Annotated in this window: 20 protein-coding genes and 1 tRNA gene; 17 read left to right on the top strand and 4 right to left on the bottom strand. The window is 71.3% G+C overall.

The features are described from left to right. Positions 1 to 45: 45 nt before the first annotated feature. On the top strand, positions 46 to 747 hold the full coding sequence (locus BLW14_RS15000; protein ID WP_093707791.1) for a GNAT family N-acetyltransferase: 702 nt from the start codon (positions 46 to 48) through the stop codon (positions 745 to 747). A 55-nt stretch (positions 748 to 802) separates the two neighbouring features. Here BLW14_RS15000 and serS read toward each other — a convergent pair whose 3' ends face one another. Then, positions 803 to 2095, bottom strand: coding sequence for a serine--tRNA ligase (serS, locus tag BLW14_RS15005; protein ID WP_093707792.1), 1293 nt, complete (start codon positions 2093 to 2095; stop codon positions 803 to 805). Positions 2096 to 2322: 227 nt separating this feature from the next. Between serS and BLW14_RS15010 the strand changes: the two genes are divergently transcribed. The 3 genes from BLW14_RS15010 to BLW14_RS15020 all read left to right on the top strand — a co-directional run bounded on the left by BLW14_RS15010 (position 2323) and on the right by BLW14_RS15020 (position 4030). Next, the gene (locus tag BLW14_RS15010; RefSeq protein ID WP_093707793.1) at positions 2323 to 2940 is read left to right on the top strand and encodes an HhH-GPD-type base excision DNA repair protein; all 618 of its coding nucleotides are present in this window, start codon (positions 2323 to 2325) and stop codon (positions 2938 to 2940) included. A 68-nt stretch (positions 2941 to 3008) separates the two neighbouring features. Continuing rightward, on the top strand, positions 3009 to 3305 hold the full coding sequence (locus tag BLW14_RS15015; RefSeq protein WP_018101777.1) for a type II toxin-antitoxin system VapB family antitoxin: 297 nt from the start codon (positions 3009 to 3011) through the stop codon (positions 3303 to 3305). A 128-nt stretch (positions 3306 to 3433) separates the two neighbouring features. Beyond that, a complete protein-coding gene (locus tag BLW14_RS15020) occupies positions 3434 to 4030 on the top strand; it encodes a LytR C-terminal domain-containing protein (protein ID WP_093707794.1) in 597 nt (198 codons plus the stop codon). Between the two features lie 40 nt (positions 4031 to 4070). Here BLW14_RS15020 and upp read toward each other — a convergent pair whose 3' ends face one another. Next, on the bottom strand, positions 4071 to 4706 hold the full coding sequence (gene upp, locus BLW14_RS15025) for a uracil phosphoribosyltransferase (protein ID WP_018521931.1): 636 nt from the start codon (positions 4704 to 4706) through the stop codon (positions 4071 to 4073). Positions 4707 to 4819: 113 nt separating this feature from the next. Here upp and BLW14_RS15030 point away from each other — a divergent pair, with 113 nt between their 5' ends. The 5 genes from BLW14_RS15030 (at position 4820) to BLW14_RS15050 (ending at position 7348) form a co-directional block, all read left to right on the top strand. Further along, on the top strand, positions 4820 to 5065 hold the full coding sequence (locus tag BLW14_RS15030; RefSeq protein WP_093707795.1) for a hypothetical protein: 246 nt from the start codon (positions 4820 to 4822) through the stop codon (positions 5063 to 5065). 191 nt (positions 5066 to 5256) lie between these two features. Beyond that, positions 5257 to 5820 carry a tRNA adenosine deaminase-associated protein gene (locus tag BLW14_RS15035; RefSeq protein ID WP_093707796.1) on the top strand — a complete coding sequence of 188 codons (564 nt, stop codon included), beginning with the start codon at positions 5257 to 5259 and terminating at the stop codon, positions 5818 to 5820. A 34-nt stretch (positions 5821 to 5854) separates the two neighbouring features. Continuing rightward, entirely contained in the window at positions 5855 to 6355 is a 501-nt protein-coding gene (gene tadA / locus BLW14_RS15040; RefSeq protein ID WP_177153982.1) for a tRNA adenosine(34) deaminase TadA, read from the top strand. 77 nt (positions 6356 to 6432) lie between these two features. Then, positions 6433 to 6520: transfer RNA gene (locus BLW14_RS15045), tRNA-Ser, on the top strand. A gap of 165 nt (positions 6521 to 6685) precedes the next feature. After that, positions 6686 to 7348: a class I SAM-dependent methyltransferase gene (locus BLW14_RS15050; RefSeq protein ID WP_093707797.1), complete on the top strand. Its 663-nt coding sequence runs from the start codon at positions 6686 to 6688 to the stop codon at positions 7346 to 7348. A 30-nt stretch (positions 7349 to 7378) separates the two neighbouring features. Here the strand turns inward: BLW14_RS15050 and BLW14_RS15055 are convergent, their stop codons facing one another. Continuing rightward, a complete protein-coding gene (locus BLW14_RS15055) occupies positions 7379 to 7873 on the bottom strand; it encodes a TrmH family RNA methyltransferase (RefSeq protein WP_018101784.1) in 495 nt (164 codons plus the stop codon). Positions 7874 to 7971: 98 nt separating this feature from the next. On the opposite strand from BLW14_RS15055, the gene BLW14_RS15060 reads away from it, so the two are divergent. From BLW14_RS15060 to BLW14_RS15075, 5 genes are all read left to right on the top strand, one after another. Beyond that, complete coding sequence (locus BLW14_RS15060) at positions 7972 to 9141, top strand: DUF371 domain-containing protein (RefSeq protein WP_093707798.1); 1170 nt, start codon at positions 7972 to 7974, stop codon at positions 9139 to 9141. 341 nt (positions 9142 to 9482) lie between these two features. After that, positions 9483 to 9647 carry a hypothetical protein gene (locus BLW14_RS34495; RefSeq protein ID WP_018521938.1) on the top strand — a complete coding sequence of 55 codons (165 nt, stop codon included), beginning with the start codon at positions 9483 to 9485 and terminating at the stop codon, positions 9645 to 9647. A gap of 10 nt (positions 9648 to 9657) precedes the next feature. After that, positions 9658 to 9951, top strand: a complete 294-nt coding sequence (locus BLW14_RS15065; protein WP_018521939.1) for a Dabb family protein — start codon at positions 9658 to 9660, stop codon at positions 9949 to 9951. Between the two features lie 226 nt (positions 9952 to 10177). Next, a complete protein-coding gene (locus BLW14_RS15070) occupies positions 10178 to 11068 on the top strand; it encodes an RNA polymerase sigma factor SigF (RefSeq protein ID WP_093707799.1) in 891 nt (296 codons plus the stop codon). A gap of 234 nt (positions 11069 to 11302) precedes the next feature. Further along, positions 11303 to 12169: an RNA polymerase sigma factor SigF gene (locus tag BLW14_RS15075; protein WP_018521941.1), complete on the top strand. Its 867-nt coding sequence runs from the start codon at positions 11303 to 11305 to the stop codon at positions 12167 to 12169. A 177-nt stretch (positions 12170 to 12346) separates the two neighbouring features. On the opposite strand, the gene BLW14_RS15080 is transcribed toward BLW14_RS15075, so the two are convergent. Then, positions 12347 to 12559 carry a hypothetical protein gene (locus tag BLW14_RS15080; protein ID WP_093707800.1) on the bottom strand — a complete coding sequence of 71 codons (213 nt, stop codon included), beginning with the start codon at positions 12557 to 12559 and terminating at the stop codon, positions 12347 to 12349. 248 nt (positions 12560 to 12807) lie between these two features. Here BLW14_RS15080 and BLW14_RS15085 point away from each other — a divergent pair, with 248 nt between their 5' ends. The 3 genes from BLW14_RS15085 to BLW14_RS15095 all read left to right on the top strand — a co-directional run bounded on the left by BLW14_RS15085 (position 12808) and on the right by BLW14_RS15095 (position 16879). Continuing rightward, complete coding sequence (locus tag BLW14_RS15085; RefSeq protein WP_093707801.1) at positions 12808 to 13329, top strand: MarR family winged helix-turn-helix transcriptional regulator; 522 nt, start codon at positions 12808 to 12810, stop codon at positions 13327 to 13329. A 23-nt stretch (positions 13330 to 13352) separates the two neighbouring features. Next, on the top strand, positions 13353 to 15848 hold the full coding sequence (locus BLW14_RS15090; protein WP_093707802.1) for an MFS transporter: 2496 nt from the start codon (positions 13353 to 13355) through the stop codon (positions 15846 to 15848). A 212-nt stretch (positions 15849 to 16060) separates the two neighbouring features. Next, positions 16061 to 16879: a YceI family protein gene (locus BLW14_RS15095; RefSeq protein ID WP_093707803.1), complete on the top strand. Its 819-nt coding sequence runs from the start codon at positions 16061 to 16063 to the stop codon at positions 16877 to 16879. Positions 16880 to 16892 lie beyond the last annotated feature (13 nt).

Genomic DNA, 16892 nt, shown 5'->3' on the forward strand with positions numbered 1-16892 from the left:
GCCGCCCTGGGTAACGTCAGGACCGAGCGTCTAAGTGAGGGCGGTATGCGAGTAATTGACGTCGGGTCGGATGATCCGCTGCTGGACGTGGTGTACGACGAACTGCTCGTCCCCAACTTCCCGGCCCACGAACTGGTCACCCCCGCGGCGCTGCGGGCGGGGCTGAAGTCGGGGCTCCAGTGGATCTCGGCCGCCGTCCGCGACGGCCGGCCGGACGGTGCCGCGGTCGCCGAGTGGTCCCCGGACAGCGGGGTCCTGCTGCTCTCCTACCTGGCGGTGCGCCGGGACCTGCGGTCCGGGGGCATCGGGGGAGCCCTCCTGTCAGAGGTCCTCACCGGCTGGCAGCAGCGGGTGCGCCCGCTGCTCACCCTCGCGGAGATCGAGCACCCCGCCGCGCACACCCCGGACGACGACAAGGGCGACCAGTCCGCCCGGCTGCGCTTCTACGCCCGGCACGGCGCCCGCGTCCTCGACGTGCCCTACTTCCAGCCCGCCCTGCGGCCCGGCGCCGCCAGGGTGCCCGGGCTGGTCCTGGCCCTGCTCACCGCCGCACCGGAACTGGCGGACGCGCAAGTCGTGCCCTCCGAGCCCGTACGCGCCTACATGACGCAGTACTTCGAGGAGAGCGAGGGCGGGGTGCCCGACGACCCGGCGGCCACCGCGCTGTTCGCCGCGATGGTTCCGGGCGGGATCAGGCTGCTGCCCATGGACGACGTCGCCGCGCTGCCCTGCACCACAGACGTGTGACACCGGCGCCGGGAGCCGCCGGACAGGCCCTGATGCCTGTCCGGCGGGGGATGCGCTACGCCCCCGGTGTCCCGTCCGGCGCGATCCGGCGGAACCCGAGGTACGGGACCAGGGCCTCCGGAAGCACCAGCGAGCCGTCCTCCTGCTGGCACTGTTCGAGGAGGGCGGCCAGGGTGCGGCCGATGGGCAGGCCGGAGCCGTTGAGGGTGGCGACGAGCTTGGGCTTGCCGTTCTCGTCACGTGTGCGGATGTTCGCCCGACGGGCCTGGAACGTACCGAAGTCGGAGACCGAGGAGATCTCGCGGTACGTGTTCTGGCTCGGGATCCAGACCTCGATGTCGTACGTCAGCCGGGCCGAGAAGCCCGTGTCGCCGGCGGCGAGCATGACGACGCGGTAGGCGAGCCCCAGCTCCTTCAGGCACGCCTCGGCGTGACCGACCATCCGCTCCAGCTCGGCCCCGGACTCCGCCGGGTCGACGATGCGGACCATCTCCACCTTGGAGAACTGGTGCTGCCGGATCAGCCCCCGGGTGTCGCGGCCGTACGAGCCCGCCTCGGACCGGAAGCACGGCGTCTGGGCGGTCAGGGCGAGGGGGAGCTCGGCGGGCGGGACGATCTCGTCCGCGTACAGGTTGGTCAGCGGGACCTCGGCCGTCGGGATGAGGAAGAGCTCGCGGTCGGCCACGCCGGTCTTGAACAGGTCCTCCTCGAACTTCGGGAGCTGTCCGGTGCCGGTCATCGTCTTACGGGTGACGAGGTACGGGACCGCGTGCTCCACGTACCCGTGGCGGCGGGTGTGCAGGTCGAGGAAGAGGGTCGCCAGGGCCCGCTCCAGGGCCGCGCCCGCGCCGCGCGTGACCGCGAAGCGGGGGCCCGAGAGCTTGGTCGCGCGGGCGAAGTCGAGGATGCCCGTGGCCTCGCCGAGGTCGACGTGGTCCTTCGGCTCGAAGGAGAACCCGGGCGGCGTGCCCACCCGCCTGACCTCGACCGCGTCCGCGTCGCTGTCCCCGTCCGGGGCCTCGTCGGCCGGCAGGTTCGGGATGCTGAGCAGCAGCTCGCGCAGCTCCTCCTGGACCTGCTCCTGCCCGGCCTCGATCACCCGGATCTCGTCCTTCAGCTCGCGGGCCCGCTCCTTCAGCTTGGAGATGTCACCCCCGGCCTTCGCCGTCTGCTGGACCTCGCTCGCCACCCGCTTGGACTCCGCCCGCAGCTCGTCGGCCGAGCGGATGTTCTGGTTCCGCCGGGACTGGAGGCCCTCCAGAGCGGCCAGATCCAGCGCGTAACCGCGACGAGCGAGCCGGCGTACCGCTTCGGCACCCATGTCGATCAGGGCGCGGGCATCATGCATGAGGGGTCCTTCTGGTCCGGCGAGTGGGGTCGGTGCGTTGTGGCACCGACGGTAGCAACCACCGGACCGCACGCGATCCGGTTTATCGGCGGGACGCCCCGGACCACTCGGTACCCGCCCCCGTAGGCGCCTGAGCCCCGCCCCGGTGACCGGCAAACGGCTGCAAACCGGGGGGTCGGCGGTGGTTGTGCTGGCCGTTGCCTTCCGTGCTCGCCATGATTCGGGCCATGACCAAGAGCGAAGGCCGAGACATCACCCTCCGGATCGCCCAGGAGCCGGCGGCGGACGAGTTCCTCGCGCGTAGTCCGCTCGCCGCCCTGGTGGGCATGCTGCTGGACCAGCAGGTGCCCATGGAGTGGGCCTTCGCCGGCCCGTACGCGCTCGCGCGGCGCATGGGGCAGGACGATCTGGACGCCCATGAGATCGCCGCGTACGACCCGGAGGCCTTCACCGAACTGTTCACCGCCAAACCCGCGCTGCACCGGTACCCGGGCTCGATGGCCAAGCGGGTGCAGCAGCTGTGCCAGTTCCTGGTGGCGCAGTACGACGGTGAGGCCGCCGCCGTGTGGGAGGGCGCCGCGACCGGGGCGGACCTGCGCCGGCGGCTCAACGCGCTGCCGGGGTTCGGTACGCAGAAGGCGCAGATCTTCCTGGCGCTCCTCGGCAAGCAGTTCGGGGTGCGGCCGCCGGGCTGGCGGGAGGCGGCGGGGGCGTACGGGGAGGAGGGCTCGCACCGGTCCGTGGCGGACATCACCGGGCCCGAGTCGCTCGCCGAGGTGCGCGCGTACAAGCAGGAGGCGAAGCAGGCCGCGAAGGCCGCGAAAGCCGCGGCGAAGGGCAAGTAGCCCCCTCGTACACGGGGTCGTGGCGAGCATGGCTGCGCCCGGTGGCTCCCGACCGGTAGGCTTTCCGTGTGATCTTCAAGCGCATCGGAAATGGGAAGCCTTATCCCGACCACGGCCGGGAAAGCACCCGGCAGTGGGCGGACGTCGCGCCGCGCCCGGTCCGCCTCGACCAGCTCGTCACCACCAAGGGCCAGCTGGACCTCGAAACCCTCCTCGCCGAGGACTCCACGTTCTACGGCGACCTGTTCGCGCACGTCGTGAAGTGGCAGGGCGACCTGTACCTGGAGGACGGGCTGCACCGCGCGGTCCGCGCCGCGCTCCAGCAGCGCCAGGTGCTGCACGCCCGCGTGCTCGAACTGGGCTAGGAAAGGATCGTTCCGGGGTTCGTTCGGGTGTTTTCCCACCCGGACGGGTGCGATCAACTGATCATTTAGTAGGCATCATCACCGGGTCGCACTACGCTGCGCCCATGAGCATGCTCACTCCCCCCGGCATGGGCGGAAAGTACCGCATCACGGGTGACAAGTACCCCCGCATGCGACGCCCCCGCCGCCGCAGCAAGATGATCGTCGCGACCGTCGCCTCCGTGGTCGCCCTCGGGCTGGCGGGATGGGGCACGCTGCAGCTCATCGACGTCTTCACCGGCGGCGACAAGACGGCCAGCGCCGCCGACCGCACCGAGCGCTGCGCGTCGCCCAAGCCGTCCGCGCCCGCCAAGGCGCTGCCGAAGCCCGGAAAGATCACGGTCAACGTCTACAACGCGACCACGCGCAGCGGTCTCGCCAAGGCGGCCGCCGACGAGCTGAAGAAGCGCGGGTTCAAGATCGGCGAGGTGGGGAACGCCACCGCCTCGTACGACAAGAAGGTGCCGGGTACGGGCCTGCTGCTCGGCGCCCCGGCCGCCGTCGACGGCTCGTTCCCGGTGCTGGGCACCCAGCTGCCCGGGGCCACGACGAAGACCGACGCCCGCAAGAACGCGGAGGTCGATCTGATCATCGGCAAGAAGTTCACGGCGTTCAACAAGCCGCAGGTGGCCGCGTCCGCGCTGACCGCGCTGACGAAGCCGGCCCCGGCACCGTCCTCCTGCTGAGGACGCCGCCGGGCGGGACTTCGGAAGGGCGCCCCAGGGCCTAGTCGACGGTGCCGTACATGCGGTCGCCCGCGTCGCCGAGGCCCGGCACGATGTAGCCGTTCTCGTTGAGCCGCTCGTCGACCGAGGCGGTGACCACGGTGACCGGCGTCCCGGCGAGCTCGCGCTCCATCACCTCGACGCCCTCCGGGGCGGCGAGGAGCACGACCGCGGTGACATCGTCCGCGCCGCGCCTGATCAGCTCCTGGATGGCCGCGACGAGCGTGCCGCCCGTGGCCAGCATCGGGTCAAGCACGTAGACCTGGCGGCCCGAGAGGTCGTCGGGCATCCGGCTCGCGTACGTGGACGCCTTGAGCGTCTCCTCGTCGCGGATCATGCCCAGGAAGCCCACCTCGGCGGTCGGCAGCAGCCGGACCATGCCGTCGAGCATGCCCAGGCCGGCCCGCAGGATCGGGACGACCAGGGGACGGGGGTGCGACAGCTTCACGCCGGTGGTGGGTGTCACCGGGGTCTCGATGTCCACCTGTTCGGTGCGCACATCGCGGGTGGCCTCGTACGCGAGCAGGGTCACCAGCTCGTCGGCGAGGCGCCGGAAGGTCGGGGAGTCGGTGCGCTTGTCGCGCAGGGTGGTGAGTTTGTGCGCGACCAGCGGGTGGTCGACGACGTGGATCCGCATGACACCCAGCGTAGCCGCGCCTCCCGCACCCGTGCGCTGGCATCATCCACACGTTCGGGGGGAAGGTGATGGCATACGGACCCAGCGACGAGCCGGCATGGGGTGAGCAGCCGATGGCCGACGGGGCACAGAGCGCCGAGGACCCCGCACACGCACGCGACCCCGGCAGCACGGCGGACCCCCGCAGCACACCGGACGACCCCGACGCTCCGGAGACCGACGCCCAGCGGCGCCGGCGGCGCGCCCAGTTCCTCCGCGAACTCCACGAGGCCAAGGCGCTGCGCGACCGCGTCCAGCCCCGGCGGGTCAAAGCCGCCCGAATGCGCCAGGCCATGCGGATGCGTACGTTCCGCTGGTAGCCCTCCGGCCTGCGGAAAAGCCGCTGGTGGCGGTGGTGGAGAGAACTGATGGCCGACTCAACCGCCGAACTGCTCTCGCGAAGCGCCGGTTTCTGCCACGATGCCGAATGGGCGGGACACAGGGCAGCCGGAGCACCGGCTGCTCCCCGCCCGGACCGGCCCTTGGCCCCGAGACCAGTGGGAGAGTCACGGTGTACTTCGCCGCACTGCTCGCGCGCACCGAAGACGGGTGGGAAGCGAGCGACACGGAGCTCGACGATGTGGAGACCCTGTCCGACCTGACGGATCTGGCCCGTGAGGCCTCGGTTGACGAGGACACGGTGCTCGTATTCATCGAGCAGGAGGACGCCTGGTTCGGCGTCGTCCGCGTGGACGGTGAGGAGGACCCCCGGATCTACGTCTCGGACGCCTCCGCCGCCGCCCGCTCCTCGTACGGGGAGATCCTGCTCACCGACGAACTGCTCGGCCGCGAACCCGGGGCCGAGGACACGATCGCCGCCCTGGAGGAGCTCGTCGGCCTCGACGGCACCGAGGACGGCGAGCCGACCCCTGCCGACAACGACACCACCGACAACGACGACGATGACGACGACGGGCCCGGCGCGGGCGTCGTCCCGGCGGGCCCGATCGGTGACACCGGGGTCCTGTCCGACCTCGGGCTCCCCGAGGCCGAGCTGCTGATGCTGCGGACGGACGCCCTGACCGAGATCGCGGACGCGCTGGGAGCGGCCGAGGTCCTGGAGACCGTCCGCTAGGGCCGGCCCGAAGGAAAGGCGCTAGGGTCCGCGGGTGACCGAAGCACCCCACCCGTACGACCCGGACGACCTGCCCGATCCCGTACGGGAACCGTGGCGGGAGCCCATGCGCCGCGCCCTGGCCGAGGCCGACCGTGCGGCGGCGACCGGTGACGTACCGGTCGGCGCCGTCGTCCTCGGCCCGGACGGGGCGCTGCTCGCCACCGGTCACAACGAACGCGAGGCGACCGGTGACCCCACCGCGCACGCCGAGGTCCTGGCGCTGCGCCGGGCCGCAGCCGCGCTCGGTGAGTGGCGGCTGTCCGGCTGCACCCTGGTGGTCACCCTGGAGCCCTGCACGATGTGCGCGGGCGCCCTGGTGCAGGCCCGGGTGGACCGGGTGGTCTACGGCGCCCGGGACGAGAAGGCCGGGGCCGCCGGCTCGCTCTGGGACGTCGTGCGCGACCGGCGCCTCAACCACCGCCCCGAGGTGGTCGCCGGGGTCCTGGAGGCCGACTGCGCGGCCCCGCTGACGGCCTTCTTCCGTGACCGCTGACCTGCCCGGGCCGGGGCGCGCGGCGTCGTCCCGTAACGGATTTCGGCGTACGGCCAACATGGTCTAAGCTCTCTCTCGGTAGCGTGTCCGAGCGGCCGAAGGAGCTCGCCTCGAAAGCGAGTGTGGGGAAACTCACCGAGGGTTCAAATCCCTCCGCTACCGCCAGCGAGAACCGCCCCCGAACCGTGTGAACGGCTCGGGGGCGGTTTTGCGTGTGCCCCGCCGGTTGGTCAAGGGGACGGGCGCTGGGGGATCATTCGGGGGCGGGACGCCCTCCGGGGCCGGCTCCGCCGCCGCCCGGGTAGCCGAGAGAAGAAAGCACTGGCCGTGATGCAGATCGTGCGAGGCAAGAAGCTCGAAAAGGCCGCCGAGGGGGAATTCGAGCAGCTCGTCGGGGAAAGGTCCCGGGTCGTCGTCGACGTCGGTACGGGTGACGCCAGGGCTTCCTACCGCATTGCCAAGGAGAATCCGGACTGGCTGGTCGTGGGCGTGGACCCGGCCTGGCAGCGGATGACGCAGACGAGCATTCGCGCCCGCCGCAAACCCGCCAAGGGCGGCGTACCGAATCTGCTGCTCGTGAATTCCGCGATCGAGAACGCGCCGCAGGAGCTTCTGGGCGCCGCCGACGAATTGCTGGTCCTGATGCCGTGGGGGAAATTGCTGCACGGTCTCGTGCGCGGCGACGAGGACATCTGGAACGGGCTGCGGGCCGTCGCCAAGCCGAATGCGCCGCTCACCGCGACGGTCGGCACCAGCATTTGGCGGGAGCCCGTTCCGCGGGACATCCAGGGCCTTCCGGAGCTGACCCCTTCGTACGTCGAAGAGGTGCTCACCGGAAAGGCGCTCGCCGCCGGCTGGAGGATCACCGGCTTCCAACTCGCCAAGGCGCAGGACACGGCCGCCGTCTCGTCGTCGTGGGCGCGGCGGCTGGACTCGGACAGCACCGAGATCATCGCCACGCTGACGGCGGTCACCGCCGAGCCGGAGCAGTAGGCCGGGTCGGTCCGCCGGTCAGCCCGTCAGTCAGCCCGTCGGGAACTGCCGGCAGTACTCGTACATGGCCATGGCGCCCGCGGTGGCGACGTTGTAGCTGTGCGGGGAGCCCCAGACCGGGATCTCCACGCACTCGTCGACGCACGCGAGCTCGTCCTCCTTCAGGCCGGTCCGCTCGTTCCCGAGGACGATGACCGACTTACGGGGGAAGCTGATCTCGTGCAGGCTCTTCGAATTGGTGGCCTGTTCGAGCGCGATAATGGTGTAGCCGTCCTCGCGCATCTTCTTCAGCACCGGCGGAAGGCTCCGCCGCATTTCGATCTCGACGTTCTCGGCGCCGTCCCGCGCGATCTTCGGGTCGAGTTTCACATTGCCGCAGGCGATGATCCGCTCGACGCCGCAGCACCCCGCCGTCCGCACCACGCTCGACAGATTCACGCGGCTGCGGAACGCCGAGCACGCGATGACGAGCTCACGATTACGGAGCAAAGGGGTGCCCGGCTTATGGCGGAGGTGTTCGAACATGCCGGAAGTCTACTGGGCCTCCGCCGGCCGACTCCGCGTACGGGAGTGCGGACTACGATGACCGGTCGGGACAACCCACCTAGGGCCTGGAGAAGGCAATGAAGATCCACGCCAGGGGCCACGAGAACGTCCGCGCGACCCATGCCAAGACCCTGGAGATCACCGGCGAGCGGGACATCACGGCCCGGGCGACCTGCGTCGTCGGGGTGGGCGCCGCCTTCGACGCGGAGGGTCTGGCCCTCCTGCGCGGCCCGGTCGCCGTCCGCCTCTCGGCCGGACCGCACGTCGCGACCGGCACCGCCGTGGTCAACCCGCACCACGAGGTCACCGACCGGCTCGTGCTCCGGCGCAGCGAGCACGCCTCGCCCGACACCTTCGCCTTCCGCAGCACCCTCGTGGCGAGCGACCTCGACCCGGACTTCGCGGCCGCGCTGGCCGATCCGGCGAACGAGGTGACGCTGACGCTCACCGAGACCGGGCCGCGCCGGCCGCTCGTGCTGGTGCACCGCCGGGACCTGCCGGAGCCCACGGGGCGCCCGGGGCTGCTGTGGCGCGAGGCGGACGCCTCGGTGGACCTGGACGCGGCGCGCGTCCCGGCCGAGGCGCGCACGGCCCTCGCGGACGGCGGTGTGATCGCCGCGTCCGTCTCCGGGCCGCTGGAGGGCGTCTCACAGGCGGCCGGGGCGTGGCTGGCCGAGGCAGCTGGTCAGGGGGCCCGGTTCGAGGTGCGGGGCGACGCGACCGGGACCGTGCCGGCGCTGCTCGCGGCGGGCCTGCCGGTCGCTCCGGCGGTCCACCTCGGCCGGACCGACCGCCGCTCGCTCGCCGCCCCGCCGCACGCCGAGCTGCTGCGCACGGCGTCGGTCCCCGTGGTGTTCCGGGCGCCCGCCGCCGATCTCGGCGTGCTGGCGGAGGTGCTGGCCGGGTCCTTCGAGGAACGCCGGATCGCCGTGCCGGACGGGGACGCGGATCTCGGGCACGGGGTGAGTTGGCTGCCGCTGCCCGAGGCGGTCGCCGCCGTCGGGGGCGAGGAGGAGCGCGTGTTCGTGCTGGCGCCCCCGGAGCGCGGCGCGTGGAACGTGGACCTGCGCCCACTGCTGCCGCTGCTGGTGGAACAGGGGGTCACCGCGCGGACCCTGAGCACGGTGCTGCGCCCGTTCGGGATCAGCCGGCGGGACCTCTACGACGCGCTGGGCGATGCGCCGGGCACGCGGGAGAAGGGCACGCGGGAGCAGGGCGCGCGCGACAAGGGGCGCGGGGAGAAGTAGAGGAGGGGGAAGCGGCATCGGGGGGGATGTGCCGCTTCCCCCGGGTACGGGGCCTGCCGCTCCTTGCCGAGGTCGGGGGAGGCCTCGGCATGGGTCCCCGGCAGGGTTCCCGTTCCCGGCCCCTCGGAGTCCGAGGGGCTCACCTTCCATGGTGCCTCGCCGGAGGGCGCGTACGGGCGGACCAACGGCCCCGACGCGCGGGTCGTTGGTCCCTGCCGGGACTCCCCCGGGACACGGCACGTGACGGAAACGGCAGCAGGATACGAGCACGTGTGTGGATAGACTCGCCCGACCGCACAGGGGATCGAAACCTCAGGGGATCGAAGGGGAGTCAGGGGCCGATGGTGCAAGCGAAGAAGATAGCTCTCTACTTGATAGTCGTCTTCGTGCTCTACACGATCATCAACTCCCCCGCCCGGGCCGCGGACCTGGTGCAAGTAGGGTTCGAGGGCATAGCGAGCGCCGCGCAGAGCGTCGGCGACTTCATGTCCGAGCTCGTCAACTAGGAGTACCGCCGTGATCCGCCATCTGGTCCTCTTCAAGCTGAACGACGGCGTCGAGCGGGACGATCCGCGGGTCGTCGCGGGCGCCGAGGCGTTCCGGGCGCTGGAGGGGAAGGTCCCGGAGCTGGAGTTCTGGGAGTGCGCCTGGAACATCACCGACCGGCCGATCGCGTACGACTTCGCCATCAACTCCGCGGTCGCCGATGAGGCCGCGCTGAAGCGGTACATCGAGCACCCGGACCATCAGGCGGCCGCCGGTCAGTGGCGTGAGTTCGCCACCTGGGTGATCGCCGACTACCCGTTCTGACGCCTTCGGCCCTGCGAGCCCCTCACCACGCCGGTGAGGGGCTTTTCTTTGTTCCGGGACCCGGTGGGACGCCCGGCGGACGGTTTAAACCCGGTCGAGGTCAACACGGCGCTATGGGGTGCTTGCACATAGTGGTCATGTCTTGTGATGCTATGACCGCTTTTGACGGATGGATTGACCGAAGTTGACCGCGTACCGAAGTTGACCGCGAAGGGGTGGCGTCACCGTGCCGGCCAGTACAGCGCCTCAAGTGCCTCCCCAGGTCCACCAGGCGGCACCGGCCGCCCCCGCGCCGGGCCAGTTGCAGACGACGGTCCACGAGACCCCCGACGAGACGGTCGCGCCGGCCAGGACGCGGGCGGCCGACACCAGGGCGCTGACCCAGGTGCTGTTCGGGCAGCTGAAGAACCTGGAGCCGGGCACCGCGGAGCACCACCGGGTCCGCACCGCGCTGATCGAGGCGAACCTGCCCCTCGTGCGGTACGCCGCCGCGCGGTTCCGCAGCCGCAATGAGCCGATGGAGGACGTCGTCCAGGTCGGCACCATCGGACTGATCAACGCGATCGACCGCTTCGATCCCGAACGGGGCGTCCAGTTCCCGACGTTCGCGATGCCCACCGTCGTCGGCGAGATCAAGCGGTACTTCCGGGACAACGTGCGCACCGTCCACGTACCCCGCCGGCTGCACGAGCTCTGGGTGCAGGTCACCGGCGCCACCGAGGACCTGACGACCGCGCACGGGCGCTCCCCCACCACCGCGGAGATCGCCGAGCGGCTGAAGATCTCCGAGGACGAGGTGCTGGCCTGCATCGAGGCCGGCCGCTCGTACCACGCCACCTCGCTGGAGGCCGCCCAGGAGGGCGACGGACTGCCCGGGCTGCTCGACCGGCTCGGCTACGAGGACCCGGCGCTGGCGGGGGTGGAGCACCGGGACCTGGTCCGGCACCTCCTCGTACAACTGCCCGAGCGGGAGCAGCGGATCCTGCTGCTGCGGTACTACAGCAACCTGACGCAGTCCCAGATCAGTGCCGAGCTGGGAGTCTCGCAGATGCATGTGTCAAGGCTCCTGGCCCGAAGTTTCGCCAGACTCCGATCCGCAAACAGGATCGAGGCGTAACCGAAACGGGTAGACCGTTCCCGAGGCGTTTCCCGGGGTCCAAAAGCCCCACACCCCTTGTTAACTGCGCAGACTCCCCCTGGACTTGTCGACAAGTCACTACAGCGTGTTGCCGACATGTGACATTCTGCGGGAAGTGAGTTTGCCGCAGTCCCCGCTCCGGTATTCAGGTGGAGGCTGCGTTCCTCCGATGGTCGTGGCCACCGCGACCGTCCGCGACCTCAAGGGGGTGGCATGTCCGTAGAACAGGGCAGCTCGAAGGTGCTCACGCTCACCAAGAGCGAACCCGCACCCGTTGCGCTCACCAGCTCGCCGGAAGCCATCGACACCCGCACGCTCTCCCGCTCCCTGTTCCTGCGGCTCGCCGCGCTGGGGCCGGCGCCGGGGCCCGGCGGCACCGACAGCCCGGAGCGTGCCTATGTGCGGGACACGCTCATCGAGCTCAACCTGCCGCTCGTGCGGTACGCCGCCGCGCGCTTCCGCAGCCGCAACGAGCCGATGGAGGACATCGTCCAGGTCGGCACGATCGGCCTGATCAAGGCGATCGACCGCTTCGACTGCGAACGGGGCGTCGAGTTCCCGACGTTCGCGATGCCCACCGTCGTCGGCGAGATCAAGCGGTTCTTCCGCGACACCTCGTGGTCGGTACGGGTGCCGCGCCGGCTCCAGGAGCTGCGGCTCGCCCTGACGCGGACCAGCGACGAGCTCGCGCAGAAGCTCGACCGCTCGCCGACGGTGCCTGAGCTGGCCAAGGCGCTCGGGGTCTCCGAGGAGGAGGTCGTGGACGGCCTGGCCGTGGGCAACGCCTACACCGCCTCCTCGCTGGACTCGCCCGCCCCCGAGGACGACGGCGGCGAGGGCTCGCTGGCGGACCGGCTCGGTTACGAGGACACGGCGCTGGAGGGCGTCGAGTACCGCGAGTCCCTCAAGCCGCTGCTGGCCAAACTCCCGCCGCGCGAACGGCAGATCATCATGCTGCGGTTCTTCGCCAACATGACGCAGTCCCAGATCGGCGAGGAGGTCGGCATCTCGCAGATGCACGTCTCACGCCTGCTGACCCGCACGCTCGCCCAGCTCCGGGAAGGGCTCATCGCGGACTGAAGCCCCTCGGGCCCCGCGGGCCGCCGAGGCACCGCCTCGGCGGCCGTGCCGCGTTCCGGGGCGGGGACGCTCGCGCGGACGGGCCCGGAACCGACGGCGCCGCCGCTCGCGCGGGTCGGCGCGGGCGGCGGCGCATGAGGGGTGGGCGCGGCCCGGAACGGGACGCGGAGCGGAAGGTCAGCCGAGCGCGAGCCAGGCGACCGCGCCGAGCACGACGACGACCGCGACGATTCCGGCGATCAGGCCGGTCCTCGGGCCGGAGGAGACGGCTGCGGGCTGCTGCGCGCGCTGCGGCTCGCCCTCGTCGACGAAGGCGCGGAACATCTGGGTGCTGCCGGCCGGGTCGTAGGAACCCTCGGGACCCTGCGGTGCGTGGGGATTGTGTGCCATGTCGCAGGACCCTAGCGAACTCGGGCGAACGGCCCAACCCCCGGGCGCCGCCTCCCGATCCCCCGCCCGTGTGTCACGAACCACACCGGACCCTCCCCTACCGCAGACCCTGCGGGTTTGACCAGCGCCCTACGCAGCCTTTTGCGTTCCTTTACTCCCGCAAGCCCCTTTTCGTTTGCCTGCAGCAACCAACGGCTTCTATGGTTGCCCTAAGCAACAAGATGACCGGTGAGATGTCTGGGGGTCCCGTGGCCGCACGGAGTCAGTACGAAGAACTGGCCCGGCAGCTGAGCGCCATCGGGGCCGTCAAGAGGGGTCTCGCCCGCATCCTCCCCGCCGAGTGCCCGGGCGGCTCCGCCGCCGTGCTGACTCTGCTGAGCCGGCACGGCGAGATGCGGATCAGCCGGCTGGCCGAGCTCCTCGCGGTCGACATGTCGGTGACCAGCCGGCACGTCGCCCACGTAGCGGAACGGGGCTGGATCGAACGGTTCCCGGACCCGGCGGACAAGCGCTCCCGCATCCTGCGGCTGACCCCCGCGGGGGAAGGGGTGCTCGACGACCTCTACCGCCGGTCGACCGAGATGTTCGCCTGCCATCTGCAGGACTGGTCCGACGACGAGGTCGGACAGCTCAACACGTTGCTGGCCCGGCTGCGCGACAGCTTCTCCTGTCGCGGCACCGGAGGGTGCGCTGCCGGAAAGCACAGCGGCGAGTGCCGCTCCCGGCAGGCCGGCACCGACCACGACTCGTACACCCGTACACCCGTGTAAAAGAAGCAAAGACAAGGACTTAAATGGCTACGACCACACCAACCGGTGTGCGGGGCGGCCACGCCAAGCACGGAGGGCACGACGCCTCCGCCGGCACGCCGATGACACACCGGCAGATCATGGAGGCGCTGACCGGGCTGCTGCTCGGCATGTTCGTCGCCATCCTGTCGTCCACCGTCGTCTCCAACGCCCTGCCGGAGATCATCTCCGACCTGGGCGGCGGCCAGAGCGCGTACACCTGGGTCGTCACCGCCTCGCTGCTTGCGATGACGGCGACCACCCCGCTGTGGGGCAAGCTCGCCGACCTGTTCAGCAAGAAGCTGCTGGTCCAGATAGCCCTGGTCATCTACGTCGGCGGCTCGGTCGTCGCCGGGCTCTCGAACAGCGCAGGCATGCTGATCGTCTGCCGCGTGGTGCAGGGCGTCGGCGTCGGCGGTCTCTCCGCCCTCGCCCAGATCGTCATGGCCGCCATGATCGCCCCGCGCGAGCGCGGCCGTTACAGCGGTTACCTCGGCGCGGTCTTCGCCGTCGCCACCGTCGGCGGCCCGCTGCTCGGCGGCGTCATCACCGACACCAGCTGGATGGGCTGGCGCTGGTGCTTCTACGTGGGTGTGCCCTTCGCGGTCATCGCCCTCATCGTGCTCCAGAAGACCCTGAAGCTCCCGGTCGTCAAGCGCGAGGTCAAGGTCGACTGGACCGGCGCCTTCTTCATCAGCGCCGCCGTCTCGCTGCTGCTCCTGTGGGTCACCTTCGCGGGCGACAAGTACGACTGGATGTCCTGGCAGACCGGCGTGATGCTCGCGGGCTCCGTGGTCCTCGCGCTGCTCTTCGTCTTCACCGAGTCCCGCGCCAGCGAGCCGATCATCCCGCTGCGGCTCTTCCGCAACCGGACCATCACGCTCGCCTCGCTCGCCTCGCTGTTCGTCGGTATCGCGATGTTCGCCGGCACCGTCTTCTTCAGCCAGTACTTCCAGCTGGCGCGCGGCAAGTCACCGACGATGTCCGGCGTCATGACGATCCCGATGATCGGCGGGCTGTTCCTCTCCTCGACGCTCTCCGGCCAGATCATCACCAAGACCGGCCGCTGGAAGGCCTGGCTCGTCAGCGGTGGCTTCCTGCTCACCGCCGGACTCGGGATGCTCGGCACGATCCGCTACGACACGACGTACTGGCACATCGCCGTCTTCATGTTCGTGATGGGTCTCGGCATCGGCATGATGATGCAGAACCTGGTGCTCGCCACGCAGAACCAGGTGGACCCGTCCGACCTCGGTTCGGCCAGCTCCGTCGTCACGTTCTTCCGTTCCCTCGGCGGTGCGATCGGCGTCTCCGCGCTGGGCGCCGTCATGGCGAACCGCGTCACCCACTACGTCAAGGACGGCCTCGCGGACCTCGGTCCCCAGGGCGCGGCCCTGGGCCACGGCGGCACCGGCGGCGGGGGCATCCCCGACCTGGACAAGCTGCCCGCCCCGTTCCGTACGGTCGTCGAGGCCGCCTACGGACACGGCGTCGGTGACGTCTTCCTGTACGCCGCTCCGGCCGCGCTGCTCGCCTTCCTGATCACGCTGTTCATCAAGGAGGTCGCGCTGAAGACCCGGGCCGGCAACGACGCCCAGGCTCCGGCCGAGGCGCCTGCCGAGGTTCCCGCCGGCGCGGTCGAGGCCGTCGCGGAGGGCGCCGCCGGGGTCACCGCGGTCGACACCGCCGAGGCCCCGACGGTCCCGGCCGACGCACCGGTGGACTTCGGCAAGGGCGGCACCCCCGTCCGCGGCGTGGTCCGCGGCGCCGAGGGCGCACCCGTCACCCGCGCCGCCGTCACGCTGATCTCGCTCGGCGGCCGGCAGCTGGGCATCGCCGCGGCGCAGGCCGACGGCGGGTACGCACTGGACGCCCCGGGCGCCGGTTCGTACGTGCTGATCGCGTCCGCCGACGGCTTCCAGCCGCAGGCGTCCACCGTGGTCGTCGGCGACGAGCCGCTGGCGTACGACATCCTGCTCTCCGGTACGAGCGGCCTGGCCGGCACCGTGCGTGCCGCCGAGACCGGTACGCCGGTCGCGGACGCCATGGTCATCGTCACCGATGTCCGCGGCGACGTGCTGGCCACCGGGAAGTCCGCCGAGACGGGCGACTTCACCTTCGGCGAGCTGGTCCCCGGCGCGGTCACCGTCGCGGTCAACGCGGCCGGTTTCCGCCCGCTGGCCCTCCCGGTGGAGATCGGCGGCCAGGGCGTCACCCGGGTCGAGGTCGCCCTCCAAGCGGGTGCGCTGGTCCAGGGCGTCGTGCGGGCCGGTGCGAGCCGGCGCCCGCTGCCGGACGCCCGGGTCACACTGGTCGACGCGGCAGGGAACGTGGTCGCCAACTCGACGACCGGGGAGGACGGGGCGTACGCCTTCGCCGACCTGGACGCGGGCGAGTACACGGTCATCGCGACCGGCTACCCGCCGGTGGCCGGTGCCCTGACGGTGGCCGGTCACGGGGTCGACGGGCACGACATCGAGCTCGTCCACCCGGGCGAGTAACCCGAGGGGTACGGGGTAGAACCCCCGGCCCGCATCAGAACCCCTGGCGGGGGCGGCGCTCTTCGAGCGGAGGCGCCGCACCGGCCGGTGGAAATGGGCCCCGGCGGCGGGGACGGCAGGCAGGGGACGGCCTGCCGCCCCCGCCCCGGGGCCCGACTCATTGACGACCCTGTCCGGTGAGCGGGCGGGTCAGAGCAAGGAGAGAGAACGGGATGGGACTTCGCGCACAAGTACGGACGCGGGACGGCTGGGCCGTCCAGCACGCGGTCGTGACGGTCACGGACATGACCGGCACGCAGGTGCTGCGGGCCGCCGCCGACGAGGCCGGGGCGGTACGGGCCGACACCCGGCTGTCCGCAGGCGCGTACACGGTGATCGTGACGGCCGTCGGGTACGCCCCCGCCGCCTCCACCGCCCTGGTCACGGCGAGCGGCACGGTCGACGCCGGCACGGTGGTGCTGAACCGCCAGGGTGGCGTGGAGCTGCCGCCGCCGGGCGCCTGGTCGCTGGACCCGGCGCACTCCTCGGTGGGCGCGGTCGCGCAGCACCTGGGCATCTCCAGCGTTCACGGCCGGTTCACCGACTTCGGCGGGCGCATCGAGATCTCCGAGGACCTCGGAAGCTCCCGGGTCGAGGCGGTCATCGACGCCGCGAGCATCGACACCGGCAACGGCATGCGGGACAAGCACCTGCGCTCCCCCGACTTCCTGGACACCGAGCGGTTCCCCGAGATCACCTACCGCTCAAGCGGGCTGACCCCGGCCGGGCCCGACCGCTGGACCGTGCACGGCGAGCTGACCATGCGCGGGGTGAAGCGCCCCGTGGACCTGGACCTCAGCTACCTCGGCACCGGCCCCGACCCGTGGGGCGGGGTGCGCGCGGCGTTCAGCGCGACGGCCGAACTGCGCCGCGAGGACTTCGCCATGAACTACAACCAGGTCGTCCAGGCGGGCATCGCGGCGATCGGCACCACGCTCCGCGTCGAGCTGGACATCCAGGCCGTGCAGGGCGATTCCCTGCCCGCCGTCTGACGGCGGGCAGTCG

The sequence above is a fragment of the Streptomyces sp. 2131.1 genome (genome assembly GCF_900105515.1).
GTDB lineage: Bacteria > Actinomycetota > Actinomycetes > Streptomycetales > Streptomycetaceae > Streptomyces > Streptomyces drozdowiczii.

Excerpts from the sequence above, each read along its gene's own strand:
- BLW14_RS15020 (WP_093707794.1), top strand. The coding sequence starts at position 3,434 with ATGGGCGGAAAGTACCGCATCACGGGTGACAAGTACCCCCGCATGCGA.
- BLW14_RS15000 (WP_093707791.1), top strand. The coding sequence starts at position 46 with ATGCGAGTAATTGACGTCGGGTCGGATGATCCGCTGCTGGACGTGGTG.
- serS (WP_093707792.1), bottom strand. The coding sequence starts at position 2,095 with ATGCATGATGCCCGCGCCCTGATCGACATGGGTGCCGAAGCGGTACGC.
- BLW14_RS34495 (WP_018521938.1), top strand. The coding sequence starts at position 9,483 with ATGGTGCAAGCGAAGAAGATAGCTCTCTACTTGATAGTCGTCTTCGTG.
- BLW14_RS15055 (WP_018101784.1), bottom strand. The coding sequence starts at position 7,873 with ATGTTCGAACACCTCCGCCATAAGCCGGGCACCCCTTTGCTCCGTAAT.
- upp (WP_018521931.1), bottom strand. The coding sequence starts at position 4,706 with ATGCGGATCCACGTCGTCGACCACCCGCTGGTCGCGCACAAACTCACC.
- BLW14_RS15010 (WP_093707793.1), top strand. The coding sequence starts at position 2,323 with ATGACCAAGAGCGAAGGCCGAGACATCACCCTCCGGATCGCCCAGGAG.
- BLW14_RS15075 (WP_018521941.1), top strand. The coding sequence starts at position 11,303 with ATGTCCGTAGAACAGGGCAGCTCGAAGGTGCTCACGCTCACCAAGAGC.
- BLW14_RS15080 (WP_093707800.1), bottom strand. The coding sequence starts at position 12,559 with ATGGCACACAATCCCCACGCACCGCAGGGTCCCGAGGGTTCCTACGAC.
- BLW14_RS15090 (WP_093707802.1), top strand. The coding sequence starts at position 13,353 with ATGGCTACGACCACACCAACCGGTGTGCGGGGCGGCCACGCCAAGCAC.
- BLW14_RS15095 (WP_093707803.1), top strand. The coding sequence starts at position 16,061 with ATGGGACTTCGCGCACAAGTACGGACGCGGGACGGCTGGGCCGTCCAG.
- BLW14_RS15030 (WP_093707795.1), top strand. The coding sequence starts at position 4,820 with ATGGCCGACGGGGCACAGAGCGCCGAGGACCCCGCACACGCACGCGAC.
- BLW14_RS15050 (WP_093707797.1), top strand. The coding sequence starts at position 6,686 with ATGCAGATCGTGCGAGGCAAGAAGCTCGAAAAGGCCGCCGAGGGGGAA.
- BLW14_RS15060 (WP_093707798.1), top strand. The coding sequence starts at position 7,972 with ATGAAGATCCACGCCAGGGGCCACGAGAACGTCCGCGCGACCCATGCC.